Here is a 13,816-nt window from a genome sequence, read left to right on the forward strand (position 1 = left end):
ATGGCAACAATGAAAGACATCGCGAAATTAGCCGGTGTTTCCACCTCTACCGTGAGTCATGTGATCAACAAAACACGCTTTGTCAGTGATGAAATTGCAGAGCGTGTGAATACAGCCGCGAAAGAACTCAAATATTACGCACCTTCCGCATTGGCAAGAAGCCTTAAAATCAGTCGAACCAACACGTTTGGCATGATCGTGACCACCTCGACCAACCCCTTTTTCGGCGAAGTGGTCAAAGGGGTTGAACGCAGTTGTTATCTGGCAGGCTACAACTTGATTTTGTGTAACACCGAAGGCGATGCTAAGCGCATGAAAGCCTCCATTGAAACCTTGATGCAAAAGCGTGTCGACGGTTTTATCTTGATGTGTTCAACCCTAGAAGGAGAATACACTGAGGTGCTTGAACGCTTGAGTAGTGTGCCTGTGGTGGTGATGGATTGGGGGCCGATTTCGCTGCCTTGCGACAAAATTCAAGATAACTCCTTGCGAGGCGGTTATCTTGCCACCAAACACCTGATTGAAAAAGGTCATCGCGAGATTGGCTGTATCACAGGGCCGTTGATCAAACACCAAGCAAAAATGCGTTACGAAGGTTTTAAGCGCGCGATGAAAGAAGCGCAATTGCCGATCAAATCACAATGGATTGTCGAAGGGGATTTCGAGTGTGAAGGCGGTTATCAAGCGCTTGAGCAATTTCAGACAAACGGCACGATGCCGAGCGCCATTTTTGCCGGAAACGACATGATGGCGATGGGCCTGATCAATGCCGCACAAGCTCATGGGATTAGCGTTCCTGATGATCTTTCCATCATGGGATACGATGACATCCACATTGCGAAATATATGTCGCCGTCGCTTTCTACCGTTCACCAGCCCAAATATCGTTTAGGCAAAGCGGCGGTCGATGCGCTTATACAGCGCATTAATCACAAAGACAGCGAACGCCAAATTGTCGAGTTAGAACCTGCCGTCGTTGAGCGTTGCTCCGTCGCGCAATATGTCGTCGCGTAAACGCTTAGTCGTGCAATAACGGGGGAGTAAGCCATGAAAACTGTCGGAGCAAATGCGCTGGTCGTTGAAGGCGGTGCAATGCGAGGGATTTTCTCTTGCGGCGTACTCGATCATTTTATGGCGCAAGGTTTTTCGCCGTTTGATAGTTTCTGGGGAGTGTCAGCTGGGGCTAGCAATCTCGCTGCCTATCTGGCAAACATGCCCGGTCGCAACCGCAAAATTTACCTCGACTACAGCCTTCGCAAAGAATTCATCAGACCTGCAAAATTCGCCCTAGGTGGAGATTTAATGGATCTTGATTGGATGTGGAAAATTACCCTCGAAGAGTTAGGGATTGATAAACGTGTTCTACAAGCCGATCCGCGACCTTTCTTCCTCGGCGTGACACGACAAGACACGGGCGAAGCAGAATATTTAACGCCACATGTTGATGTGTTGGCGGAAACCATGAAGGCCAGCAGCGCCTTGCCGGTGATGTATCGCCAAGGTGTTGAACTCGACGGTGTGCATTACGTGGATGGTGGTGTAGCGGATGCGATTCCTGTTGCCGAAGCCATTCGCCGCGGCGCTACTAAAATCATGGTGCTACGAAGTCGCCCCACTTGTTATCGAAAAACTGCGCCTAAATTTACAGCCCTCACAAAACGACTCCTCAAAGATCACCCAGCGTTAATCACGCCAATGCTAACGCGTCATGTTCGTTATAACGAGGCGCTGGAACTGATCAATAACCCGCCTAAGGGCGTCGAAATCATCGAGATCTGCCCACCTGAATCGTTTAGATTAAAACGCCTGAGCCGTGACACAGCCTCACTGGAAAAAGGCTATGACATCGGTGTTGTAGCAGGGCAAGAGGCGATCGCGCGGTGGCTCCGCTAGATGAATGGAAAAGAGATATGCAGGTGACAGATAAGCCGCGTCTGTAGCTGCCAGGCAATAACAATCAGAACTTGCCGTTGAGGTTGTTCCAGTCAGCACGCGGTGGAACGGTTTCGACGGTATCCCAATGCTCGACAATTAGGCCGTTGTCGAGCCGAAATAAATCATAAAAAGCACTGTGAATGCCTTCCCGATAACCCTCACAAACGCTCAACACAAAGTTGCCATCTGCCAATGTGCGATGGTGCTGTTGATAATGAATGCGAGGGGAGCCATCGGCCTCTGTGTCCAGCAGTGCAGTACTTAGCGCCTTGATATCGTCCGTCAGCGCTGGGTTGTGTTCGACGTAGCCCGCAGCAGCAACATAGTCGGGTAGGGCGTTGGTGTTTCGTTCTATCAACACGTCTTTCACAAAGGCGTTGATGCACTGGCGGTTACTCTCGGTTTGATCTTGATCTTTCACCTGCGTTTCGCCATCAATCATCGAATGACCTGACGCATTGCGCGCTTGCTTTAGTTGAAGGTTATCCCAATGCTCGACGGTGCGTTCACCTTCAAACCGGAATACTTCAAAACAAATTTTTTCACTGCTGAAGTCATATTCGGTATGTGCGAAGACAAAATCGCCATCTGAGAAAATTCGAATGATTTCGACGCGTGGGTTGGTTTTGGCTAGTCGGGCGAACAATTCCGCTAGCCCAACGTCGCCTTCTTTGGTGAGCGGGTTGTGTTGTATGTATTGTTCTTGGTCGACGACCCTGACTGATTCTGGATCTCCCGTTTCGATCCCTTTTAATAAGTCATGGATGCTTTGTTTTCTTAGCGTGTTCATGTGCAAGATCCCTTTATCGCATTTTTCTGTCGCCTATGCCCATAGCCTAGCGTGTTTTGAGTATTCAAATTGGCTAGCTTTTGATTCAACGGAGAAATGGTGAGGTGAAGAAAAAGGAGAGGGCGATTTACGTTGTTAACACTGTGCCTATCGCCAACCCAATGCATTCATCGTTCAGGTCTAAGCACAGCGATCAATTGTCTTTATGCCGCTGCGGACAAGCACGTTTCACACACGCAATTGAGTTCTATTTGTGGGGTGACTAAGTGAAATCCCGCGGCTTGGACACTGTTCTTCAGCGTTTCAATCGTGGACTTCTCGATATTGATTTCACTGACTTTATGACACTGATTACAGATCAGAAATTGAGGAACACCATGTGCGTGATCGCAAGTGATGTGGGCACAGGCGACAAATTTGTTGGCAAGGTTCAACTTGTGGACGAGCTTTTCATTCTGAAGGAATACTAAAATTCGATATACCGACATCGCGGGTATCGTCTCTCCAAATTCGTTCCTGCAAAAATCAATCAGCTCGTAAGCAGAGAGCGCTTTATCGGACTTAATCAAGCCCGTGAGTACGTGCTTTCGCTTTTCTGTTAAGCGCGATCCGTTCGCTTTGCAATGCTCCTCAGCATGGTGAATAACTGCTGCTACGCTCTTCATGATTTTTACCTAAATTAATGTGTCTGGTTGGTGCCGCCAGCGATTGTGCTTTCTAGAATCTATATCGCTTAGGCTGTCTTATTCCTCTCGGTACAGCGTGGTTCTGGCGAAGATTAGAGCAGATCATCGGTCGTCTTTTTCTATCCGGAATATATCTGTTATGGCTTCAAAGTCATAGATAAGATCCCGATAAATCATAGGGCTCTGCTGAGAATGTCTTCTGCGGCGACAGCTAACTTGTCTGAAAGCGTGCGCTGCCAGATGGCCATGTTTGTGTCTTCACGATAAATATCGCTTAACACGTCGGCGGTGTTTCCTTCAAAAGAATATCGAGAGAGGATGTGTCTTGGTGGCGCCCCTGCCGTTTGACGCTCATTGTTGATTGCAATGTTACTCATTCACTATGCTCCCACGCCGGAAAAGGGTCACTCAAAGCGGTCCAATAGCGATTGCCAAGTAGCAATTCATCTTCTGATAACAGGCATTCATCCAGAGCACTTATCATGGATGCTTGATCGAGATTTTGACCAATGAAAACGAGCTCTTGGCGCATGTCGCCATAAGGCTTCGTCCACACTTTCATAATTGCCGCGAGATGTTCTTCGTTGGTTGGCCATTGTTCTTTGGGAATGGAATGCCAGAACATGCCAGCAAAACCATATCGAGCCATTCCGCCTGCTTGACTCCACTGACCTGCATATTCAGGGCGTGACGCGAGCCAAAAATACCCTTTGGAGCGAATGAGTTTGCCAAATTGCTCGGTGTTGTGAATAAACTGAAAAAACTTGTTGGGGTGAAACGGACGGCGGGCTGAATAGGTAAAGCTGCCTATGCCGTATTCTTCAGTTTCAGGTTTGTGTTCACCTCGCATTTGTTTTAGCCATCCCGGCGCTTGCTGGGCACGTTCAAAATCAAAAAGACCGGTGTTGAGCACGTCATTGATATCCACATTTCCGTTGGCGATAGGGATGATGCGAGCGTGTGTATTGAGGGCTTTGAGAATAGCGATAAATCTTTCTATCTCTGAAGTTTCGACAAGGTCTGTTTTGCTTATTAGAAGCACATCGGCAAACTCGACTTGGTCAATCAGTAACTCGGCGACGCTGCGTTCGTCATCTTCACCTAGGGACTCTCCCGTTTCTTGCAGATACAGCGCTTCGTCATAATCTTTTAGAAAATTCACCGCATCCACGACGGTTACCATCGTGTCTAGTGTCGCCACATCTGACAGTGAAACCCCGTTGTTATCTGAGAAAGTAAACGTTTCGGCGACAGGCAAGGGCTCGGAAATGCCTGTGGATTCAATGACCAAATAATCGAATCGACCTTCCTCAGCAAGCTTAGTGACCTCCAACAGAAGATCTTCTCGTAAAGTGCAACAAATGCAGCCGTTACTCATTTCGACTAACTTTTCATCGCTTCGATTAAGTGAGACATCGTTTTGTACAATGGCTGAATCGATATTGATTTCGCTCATGTCATTCACAATGACAGCGACTTTTCTCCCTTGTCGATTGTTAAGAATGTGGCTGAGTACTGTGGTTTTTCCTGCACCAAGAAACCCTGAAAGAACAGTGACAGGTAAGCGGAATGGTGGAGTCATGTTGAAGCTTCCATTTTGATACGTTCATTTTATGCTCAATATATTGTTATGTTATAACGTATCATTTATATATTTCAACCTGTGTATCACATTCACTGCGTGGCAATGTGCAATTTGTACTGGATTGAAAGTGTTTGGCGTGATCTTGATAGCTTGATGTTTCTATGGTTATCAATCCATTGAGTCGCTGAGGGAGAAAGTGCGAAGAAAGAGCAAGTTTGTTTGCTTATTGTTCTGTTAGAGATCAAGTAAAGGGTGAATTCTATCGTGTTTGGTTTTCCTTTCTCTGTAAGAGAGCGGGTATACTGCACCTTGTTATTTACCGCCAGTCTTGCAGTCACTATCCATGAAACTTGCCAATAGCCCCGTTACCCAGCATGTGTTTGAAGAGATCCCGTTTTACTTGAAACGCGATGATTTGCTACACAGCCAATTTTCAGGCAACAAAGCGCGAAAGCTGATGTCGCTTTTGCAGCATGACGATCCCAATATTTCGCACTTGATTGGCTATGGTTCACCGCAGGCAAATTCTTTGCTTTCTTTAGCTGCATTGGCGGCCATCAAAGGGTGGCAGTTGGAGTTTTATGTAGACAGGATCCCAAGCTGGCTTAAAGCGCGTCCAATCGGCAACTATCGTGGTGCGCTCGATCTGGGGGCAAAGGTGATCGCGATGTCCGACATTTGCGCCGAACCGATACATCCTGAGGTGTTTATCAAAAAGCATCGGCAGGATGCGCATCATTTACTGGTGCCAGAAGGTGGCCGATCACCCATCGCGGAAGCGGGTGTAAAAACGCTGGCTGATGAGATTGTAGAGTGGGCACGATTTAATCAAGACAAACCCATTGTTGTTGCTTTGCCATCAGGCACGGGCACAACGGCATTGTATTTAAATAAACATCTTAACCAACATGGCATTGACGTGCTGACCTGCCCATGTGTGGGTGGAAAGGACTACCTGACGACACAATTTAATGATCTGAATGAAGCCAACCATCCAAAGGTATTATCGCGCAGCCAGAAACATCATTTTGGCAAGCTGTACGAAGCGGACTATCGAGTATGGCAATCTTTACTCGATCAAACCCACATTGAGTTTGACCTACTGTACGACCCTTTAATGTGGCGTTGTTTACTGGAATGGTATCCGAAAAATGTGGATAAGCAGCTGCTGTATATCCATCAAGGTGGTGTGTTAGGCAATGAAAGCATGTTGCCGCGTTACCAGCGAAAGTTTGATTGAGGCACAACGGCTCCTAATCCCGTGCATTGCTGTGATCTGGATGCATTGCATAATTTCTCCACGTATTGTCTTCACTGCTAAGACACCCGCCGCATAGTCAAAAAAGCATCAACATCAGACTCTTTACGCACTCAGAGGTTGCTACGCTTTCCCCAGCACGCAAAATCCGAGGAAGGTAATGCAAGAAAATACAGCACGACGTTCCTTCGAGAACGCCGTACATCGTCAGTTGCGTAAACCTCTGTTTGCCAATTTAGCTATCTTCTTCGGCATATTGCTGAGTTTCTATTTCTCGTCGTTTTTTACCTTCGAGCCGATGGGTTTCTTTGTCCTGTCGTTTGTTAATGCGTTTATGGTGGCAGCGATGTTGTTGCTAGGGTTGCGTATTCTTCCTGCCATTATTGCCGCACTTTTTGTCCATCAGTTGCTGTTCGTCGATGTGCCCATTGTGCACGTACTTCTATTGGCGACGACGTTACCTATTCCGCCGATTATTACGACCCTTGCGTACAGCAACGCCGTGAAAAGAGTGAAAGCCCACAGTGTTCTTTTGAAAGTGGGGGTCTATTTTCTGTTGTTTGGCATGATCTTACCTGTACTTCAGGCACTACTGCTCACGTTAGTGGCATCCCTTTCTGGTATTTTCCTCGGTGCTGAATTCATCTTATTGTCGTCGGTGAGTATGTCACTCACTCACTTGATCATCACACCGTCACTTTTTGTGTTCTTGAGCGTTTTGTTTTGGTCGGGAAAAGACAAGTACATCGCGTTAGACAAGAATATTTTCAGGATGAATAGCTCACCGTGGGCTTACCGTGTTTGGTTGGCAATGCTCGCTATTTTTATCGTCGTTAAGCTGTTCTTACCCGATTCTCTGATGCTTTACTCTCTTGGCTTTGTCTCAATGGTCATTGTGTTTATCGGAATAGGACGCTTTGGGATTTTACGCCCAATGCTAATCGGCTCTGTTGTGGTCAGTATTATTGTTTACAGCGCAACCACACAAGTTAACGCGGCGATGGCGTTAGACGACGAATATGTCGCATTGATGGAGATACTCACAGCATTTGCTATTTTGGCTTACATTCACGGCAGTTCATCTATCCGAAGTTTCCTGATGTCGAATGAAAAAATCCGCGTAGAACGCACGGATCCTTACACGGGACTCTACAATCTTTCACAGCTCAAAGAGGATATGGTGCACTGTGAGCAGCCTATATTGGTGTTTTTTGATTTGTGGCCAACCCTGACCAAACTTGCCGGAATCGGGCACAGCGGCCAGGCACAATTGCTACGTCAAATCACTCGTGAGCTCTTTGCAGCACGATCAGATATCAAGCGCGCATATCGTCCACCGTTTACGACGGGCGTGTTGTTTTTTCTACCGCAAAAAGAGGATATCCAAGGCGAATTGGTGACTTTGAGCTTAATGCTGGATGAGTTTCAGTTCTACTGGCAGGGTACGTCGATCAGTTTAGTTTCACACACATTGCATTGTTGGACACTGACCAATGATGAGGATTTGGACGCTAAAATATCGGTGTTTTGTGATCAGCCCTATTTAGCGAATCAAAAGATTTGTTGGTTTGATGACAATCAGCTTTCTGGGCAAAGAGTGTCACGGTTGATCACGGTGCAACATGCGCTCAAAAACAATGAGTTTGAGCTTTTCTGCCAGCCCTATCGAAACCTGCAAGACCCATCCGCAGCCAGCAGTTTTGAGGTTTTATTGAGGTTGCGCCCAGCAGATGGAAGCTCGTTAGAGCCCGAAGAGTTCTTCCCCATGATCAATGAGTTTGGTGTAGAAGCGAAATTGGACAGATGGGTGATCGAAAATACATTCAAGCAACTATCGACACATCTTACGCAGTGGAATTTAATTAACCGCTGCGCCATTAATCTCACGGCAAAGTCCTTGGGGGATGAAGATCTTTCCGCTTATGTCCTTTCTCTTGCCAAGATATATCAGATACCGCTAAACCGTATTTGTTTTGAAATCACAGAATCTGCAGCGTTGGAAAATGAAGCGCAAGCCATTACGACCGTTGAAGCGTTGAAAGAGGCGGGTTGTAATATTGCGTTGGATGATTTTGGAACGGGATACGCGAGCTTTTCTTATTTGCGTCGTATTCCGGTGACGGTACTAAAAATCGATGGTGAGTTTATTCGCCATTTGCCGACGAATCCCACAGACAAGCTCATTGTGCAGTCGATCAGTTTAGTGGCGAAGAACATGTCATTGGTGACTGTTGCGGAGTACGTGGAAACGGAAGAGCATGCCACTTTATTAAAGGAATTGGGGATTAACTATGCGCAGGGTTTTGGCATGGCTAAACCTATCCCATTGCTTCAGCACATTGGGGCAATGAACGCATTGGCGCAAACGTAAAACCAATCGGAATACGTATTGCTCGCGCGTGCGTGCGTACACGCTGAATGAGCAGGGCGGCAAAGAAAAAGCCAGGATCAAGATTCTGGCTTTTTCGCTTCTAAACGATTTGAAAACGGTCTGACGTTTAGCTGCGCTTAGGTTGCTTGTAAGTGCGACCCGCTGCCGCGTAAGTATCGCGGTTTTTGATTTCAAACTGGGTGTAGAAGAACCATGCAACGAAAACGATCACGTCATCGCCCACGTTCATCACGTGTTCGACGTATTCTTCTTCTTTGCCTTCATCATTCAGCTCGGTGAAAACATGGTAAACGCGGTTTACGCCACTTTCGGTTTCAGCCAGTGAGAATTGGCCGGTCATTGAACTTGCGGCTTCTGCAACTTCAGCATCATCACACGCTTTCAATACTTCCAGTGCTTCCGGCAAGCTGGTTTTTTCACACAGTGTTTTTACCAGCGTTTCAAAATCTTGTTGTTCCATGGAGGAATCCAACCTGTTACTTAGATATATAACGGAAAATGCCCGGTCGAACCGGGCATTTCGTGACGCAGCGTAGAGGTATTACTCCTCGATTTCTGCGTTGTGGTATACGTTTTGTACGTCGTCGCAATCGTTCAGCATGTCCATGAATTTGTCGAAAGCTGCAACATCGTCGCCTTTCACTTCGGTCATGGTTTGTGGAACGAAGGTGATTTCTTCAACATCAATTTCAACGTCAGGCATTGAATCTGCCAGCGCGTTTTTGACTTTGAAAAATTCAGTCGTTGGGGCAAATACTGTGATCACGCCATCTTCGCATTCAATGTCAGTGACATCAACGTCTGCCATCATCAGAGCTTCTAGTACGGCTTCTTCGTCATCGCCAGCGAACTGGAATACAGCTTGATGCTCGAACATGTGAGCAACAGTACCAGGACCACCAATTTTAGCGTGTGTTTTCACGAAGCACTGACGTACTTCCATGTAGGTGCGGTTGTTGTTGTCAGTTAGACAGTCAACAATCACAGAGAAGCCACCTGGACCAAAACCTTCGTAGCGAGCAACTTCATAGTTTTCACCGCCGCCGCCAGCAGCCTTTTCAATCGCTTTGTCGATGACGTGGCTTGGCACCTGATCTTTTTTTGCTTTTTCGATCATGCGCTTTAGCGAAAGGTTCGTGTCTGGATCGCCGCCACCGTTCTTCGCGATAACATAAATCTCTTTGCCGTATTTTGAATACAGCTTAACTTTGGCGCCTTGGGTTTTCGCCATTGCATTTTTGCGAACTTCGAAACTGCGTCCCATGGGGAGTTACTCTCTATAATTTACGTTTGTTGAAGTAGGTGGGATTTTATCAATCACTGCTTTGGTTTTTCCAGTATTAAAGTGATCTGAGCACCATGAAATGCCATGTCTGATCAAATCTGGTCGCTTTTGCACATTTTATAGGCGTAAAAAAGGCGGCTTACGCCGCCTAGTTATCATGTTACAGAGAGATTACTTCTCGTAACGAACGTTGTCGATGTTAAGGACCATTGGACCAGTAGGCTCAATAACAAAGATGTTTTTCAGACCACCAATGTTCGCTTTTGCACCTGGTGCGAAGCGGTTTCCATTGTTGATCAGTTCGGCAACGTTGATGCGAACTTCTTTCCATTGACCAATTGGAGGAAGCTCAACGTCAATATCACTTGATGCAGGCCAGCCACTATCAACGCGAACCATAATGCCTGTACCAGGCGCTTGTTCTTCGACCATCATGTCAAACACGATCTCTCCACCGTTCATCCAATCTGTCATGTTGACTTCAGGGGATTCGAAGTAGAAGTTACCGATTTCGCCCGTTTTCTTGATGCCCAGAACGTTGCCACGTCCAGCGACTTCTTTGGTCTCAGTGTAGATCTTGAACTGCGGATCGTATTCTTTCGAACGCAGGTGCTTGTCGAGTTTGTCGTCATACAGTGTGAACAATGAACCACGAGCATAATCTGGACCCGGAATGATGATTTCCGGTGCAGCAGTACCTGCTACAAACTGTGCGTCTTCCGATACCGTGGCACATCCTTTTCCAGATGCAGGATCTTTTGAACATTCGTAAACACGAACGAAATCCACTTCCATGGTTTGTGGGAAGATAGCATCGTCGATACCGCCTTCATTGGCGTTAGACGCCCATGAACCACCCAATGCTAGGTTAAGGATCATATGGAAGCGTTGGTTGAACGGCGCATCACTTTCGCCAGTTACCCATTTTCCGCCTTCTTTGTATTGGCTGTACCAACCGTCAGAGCGTTGAGTACCATAGTGAACGTCGTCCACGTACCAGCGCATTTCATCCTTTTCCCACTCGATAGAGTAGGTATGGAAGCCATCTGCTGGGTTAATGTGACCAGGAAGCTCATACTCTGCCGCCGTGCTCACGTTATCAGGCCATTCGCGACCGTAGTGAAGCGTACCGTGGATACGACCTTCTTCTTTACCTGCTTCTGCACCAAGCTCATCCGTTGGTGTCTTCAGGTTAACCGCTTCGACAATATCGATTTCGCCGGACGCAGCCCAACCACCATAAACATAGTCAGTCGGCAGCATCCAAATTGCTGGCCAAGTACCTTGTCCGAATGGCAGTTTAGCGCGAACTTCAAAGCGCCCATATTGCCAATCGCCTTTGTTCATGGTTCTTAAGCGAGCTGACGTATACGGAAGCGTCGCTTTGTGGCGGCTCTTACCTTCTGGGTCAGAAGGGCCAGTAAACTGATAGTTGCGTGCAACGATGTGCAGTTTTCCATCTTCTACGAACGAGTTAACGGGGCGTTTTGTGTAGCATTGACGCTCGGCATTACCGCCCCCGTAGCAGTTTACTTCGTGATCCCATTTGTTCTTATCAATGGTGTCACCGCTGAATTCATCGTTCCAGATCAGCGTCCAAGATGCGTTTGGTTGCACCACAGCAACGCTGGTGTCTGGGCCCGCTTGAACGGGTTGATACACTTTCGACTCACAACCTACCATGGCGCCTAAAATCGCGGTGGCCAACAGTGCACGTCGATAAGGGAAATTACTCATCATTGTTTCCTTACTCGTCGGCAATTCATGAGAATTGCTAAAAATCTCTTATTTTTTAGGGCTACACATTTAGCGTAGCCAGACATGACGTGAACGGCTTACCAGTAGGCATCAGCCTGAATGCCAAAGACGATATCGTCTTTTAATTTCACTGAAGGGTCTGTTGAATCACCCGTTGTCCAAGACAGTGGCAGGTATGTTGCCGTGAATCGAATTTCTGCAGTTGAGAGGCCGTCAGACAATACAAATGTTGGTGCAACAGTAAATTTCGACTGATGCCATGTACCGCCATTCTGGGTATTCTCGTAGTAGCCCGTTTCTGTCTGAATAATAAAGTTGTCACGGACAGGGAAGATGTTACGCATCATCACAGAGACCCAGTAGTTGTAGCCGCCGTCGTCAGCACCTGCAGTGGAGTTAGTCCCTTCATCGTTATACTGTGCTTGGATGGAAGGGAAGAATCCGATACCAGAACTATTGGTATAGCCACCCCAAAGCAGAGCACGTGCAGACAACGCATCTTCTTCACGGTGAGTGATCAAGTAGTATGGGTCGCCAAAGTAGTCTCCCCATTCACCCGTGTGGTAGCCTTGAGTCAGCGAGCCTGGTCGCAGAGAGCCATAATCAGAGATGGTTCCACCAAGGAGGTTTCCTGAACCTAGACCACGACCAACTTGCGCAATGGCATAAGAGAACGCATTCCCTTCAAGACCAAAGAAATTGAGCATGTGGTAAATGGCAGTTGCGTCGTAACCCGTGTCAGCCCACTCTTTACCGGTGAAATCCCAGTTGTTAGGCATGTACTTGTAATTACCTTGAACTGTTAACGCACCCAATGTGTAAGAGGCATGGAAAGTGTGCATTGGGTTATTTTGGTTAGACTGAATACGTTGTCGGTCGGCTTCGTTGAAGATGAATTCATCGTTTAGTGCGATATCACCTGCGTTATTCGTTTGATACGCAGCATCGACAAAATCATCATAGTCGCCGGTTAGACTGATGTTTCGGTCGCTGGAGATATAAGCTACATCGATAAATCCATCGCCGACTTCGTAATCTTGAATACCCACGCCAAGACCATCTAGATCGGTATAGAAAAAGTCGGTCATAAAGATGTAGTTTTCTTCGCCGAGTTTTCTTTTACCGCCCCAAAGTGTCCCTGAACGTGTGAGACCATCCATTTCGACAAAACCGATGAGATCATCAAACTCGGTATCACCGACACCAATGTGGATGCGAAGTTGTTGGTCGTCGTTAATATTGGTAATTGTGGTAAAACCAAAATTACCGTCATTGTCAGACTCCAATCCGAGTCGACCTAGTTGTTCTTTTTGACCACCGATATCCGCCTTCTTGAAGTCATTTTCCTTGCTGGCAAAAAAACCAGCACGGAAGTAACCGTGGAATTCTACTTCGTCAATGATGGCTGCGTTCACAGCGGGCAAACCCGAAAGGGCAGCAGCAGCGCTTAGCACGGCCATCGATAATCTGGACTTTTTCATTCTCACTCCGTCAGAGATTAGGTTACCCCTAAAAGAAAGCGCTTTCTTATCATGGTATTTTAAAACCCGAATTTATCCTTACAAATGTCAGACACCCGAGTGACAGAAGAGGAAGTAAGTATCGAGTTTGACTAGATTTTCAGTGCCACATGTATAAAAAGTTAGCAATAGTGATTCCACATGAAACCAATAAACCGCTAGTCATGTGACAAACTAAGCAGGGTCCTTTGATAGTGCAAATTTTACAGATGAAAACATTAACCATTTCACATTAAATTTACATTTTGTCTTCAAAGTTAGTGACCATTGCATTTTATTATGGATATTGATGCATATTTGTTTTCAATTTGTGTGATGTGACTCATGAGTGAGAATCTTGCATTTCCTACATCTCATACCGTGGATCTTCTCTTTCTATTCAATGTAAATTGGAGATTGTTGTTGAGTTGCACTGCCACTTAACAATAAATTTACATTATGCGCGAGGTTCATACCTTGATGGCAGTAAAGCTGGGTAACCGGCTTTATTTTGAAGATAAAGTGAAAGCGCTTTCTTTTTGGCAATGACACCCACTTTGCAAAAAGATTTCTCCGTTCGGCAGGGGAGCTCTAAGACCAGCGGTAAGCACTGGCTCGTCGCTGATTA

Annotated in this window: 12 protein-coding genes; 4 read left to right on the top strand and 8 right to left on the bottom strand. The window is 46.6% G+C overall.

From position 1 onward, the window contains the following. Both AC3CIC_RS16370 and AC3CIC_RS16375 read left to right on the top strand, forming a co-directional pair. On the top strand, positions 1 to 1,014 hold the full coding sequence (locus tag AC3CIC_RS16370) for a substrate-binding domain-containing protein (protein WP_016960459.1): 1,014 nt from the start codon (positions 1 to 3) through the stop codon (positions 1,012 to 1,014). Between the two features lie 33 nt (positions 1,015 to 1,047). After that, positions 1,048 to 1,893 (top strand): patatin-like phospholipase family protein, encoded by an 846-nt coding sequence (locus AC3CIC_RS16375; RefSeq protein ID WP_488516376.1) that lies wholly within the window; start codon positions 1,048 to 1,050, stop codon positions 1,891 to 1,893. 64 nt (positions 1,894 to 1,957) lie between these two features. Here the strand turns inward: AC3CIC_RS16375 and AC3CIC_RS16380 are convergent, their stop codons facing one another. The 4 genes from AC3CIC_RS16380 to zigA all read right to left on the bottom strand — a co-directional run bounded on the left by AC3CIC_RS16380 (position 1,958) and on the right by zigA (position 4,993). Then, positions 1,958 to 2,725 (bottom strand): nuclear transport factor 2 family protein, encoded by a 768-nt coding sequence (locus AC3CIC_RS16380; RefSeq protein ID WP_488516377.1) that lies wholly within the window; start codon positions 2,723 to 2,725, stop codon positions 1,958 to 1,960. A 203-nt stretch (positions 2,726 to 2,928) separates the two neighbouring features. After that, positions 2,929 to 3,390 (bottom strand): Fur family transcriptional regulator, encoded by a 462-nt coding sequence (locus AC3CIC_RS16385; RefSeq protein ID WP_394209446.1) that lies wholly within the window; start codon positions 3,388 to 3,390, stop codon positions 2,929 to 2,931. A 194-nt stretch (positions 3,391 to 3,584) separates the two neighbouring features. Beyond that, positions 3,585 to 3,788 (bottom strand): hypothetical protein, encoded by a 204-nt coding sequence (locus AC3CIC_RS16390; protein WP_488516378.1) that lies wholly within the window; start codon positions 3,786 to 3,788, stop codon positions 3,585 to 3,587. After that, on the bottom strand, positions 3,785 to 4,993 hold the full coding sequence (gene zigA / locus AC3CIC_RS16395; protein ID WP_016960464.1) for a zinc metallochaperone GTPase ZigA: 1,209 nt from the start codon (positions 4,991 to 4,993) through the stop codon (positions 3,785 to 3,787). The genes AC3CIC_RS16390 and zigA overlap by 4 nt, the downstream gene beginning before the upstream one ends. 346 nt (positions 4,994 to 5,339) lie before the next feature. Between zigA and AC3CIC_RS16400 the strand changes: the two genes are divergently transcribed. Both AC3CIC_RS16400 and AC3CIC_RS16405 read left to right on the top strand, forming a co-directional pair. After that, positions 5,340 to 6,236 (top strand): 1-aminocyclopropane-1-carboxylate deaminase/D-cysteine desulfhydrase, encoded by an 897-nt coding sequence (locus AC3CIC_RS16400; RefSeq protein WP_488516379.1) that lies wholly within the window; start codon positions 5,340 to 5,342, stop codon positions 6,234 to 6,236. A gap of 178 nt (positions 6,237 to 6,414) precedes the next feature. Continuing rightward, positions 6,415 to 8,625 (top strand): sensor domain-containing phosphodiesterase, encoded by a 2,211-nt coding sequence (locus AC3CIC_RS16405; RefSeq protein ID WP_488516380.1) that lies wholly within the window; start codon positions 6,415 to 6,417, stop codon positions 8,623 to 8,625. Positions 8,626 to 8,752: 127 nt separating this feature from the next. On the opposite strand, the gene AC3CIC_RS16410 is transcribed toward AC3CIC_RS16405, so the two are convergent. The 4 genes from AC3CIC_RS16410 to AC3CIC_RS16425 all read right to left on the bottom strand — a co-directional run bounded on the left by AC3CIC_RS16410 (position 8,753) and on the right by AC3CIC_RS16425 (position 13,170). Continuing rightward, the gene (locus AC3CIC_RS16410) at positions 8,753 to 9,106 is read right to left on the bottom strand and encodes a hypothetical protein (protein ID WP_017003332.1); all 354 of its coding nucleotides are present in this window, start codon (positions 9,104 to 9,106) and stop codon (positions 8,753 to 8,755) included. 81 nt (positions 9,107 to 9,187) lie between these two features. Continuing rightward, positions 9,188 to 9,910 (bottom strand): YebC/PmpR family DNA-binding transcriptional regulator, encoded by a 723-nt coding sequence (locus tag AC3CIC_RS16415; RefSeq protein ID WP_016960469.1) that lies wholly within the window; start codon positions 9,908 to 9,910, stop codon positions 9,188 to 9,190. 192 nt (positions 9,911 to 10,102) lie between these two features. After that, a complete protein-coding gene (locus AC3CIC_RS16420; RefSeq protein ID WP_488516868.1) occupies positions 10,103 to 11,668 on the bottom strand; it encodes a family 16 glycosylhydrolase in 1,566 nt (521 codons plus the stop codon). A gap of 98 nt (positions 11,669 to 11,766) precedes the next feature. Further along, positions 11,767 to 13,170 carry a carbohydrate porin gene (locus AC3CIC_RS16425; RefSeq protein WP_488516381.1) on the bottom strand — a complete coding sequence of 468 codons (1,404 nt, stop codon included), beginning with the start codon at positions 13,168 to 13,170 and terminating at the stop codon, positions 11,767 to 11,769. Between the last annotated feature and the right edge of the window lie 646 nt (positions 13,171 to 13,816).

It is taken from the genome of Enterovibrio sp. QJM3NY_24, from assembly GCF_057786035.1.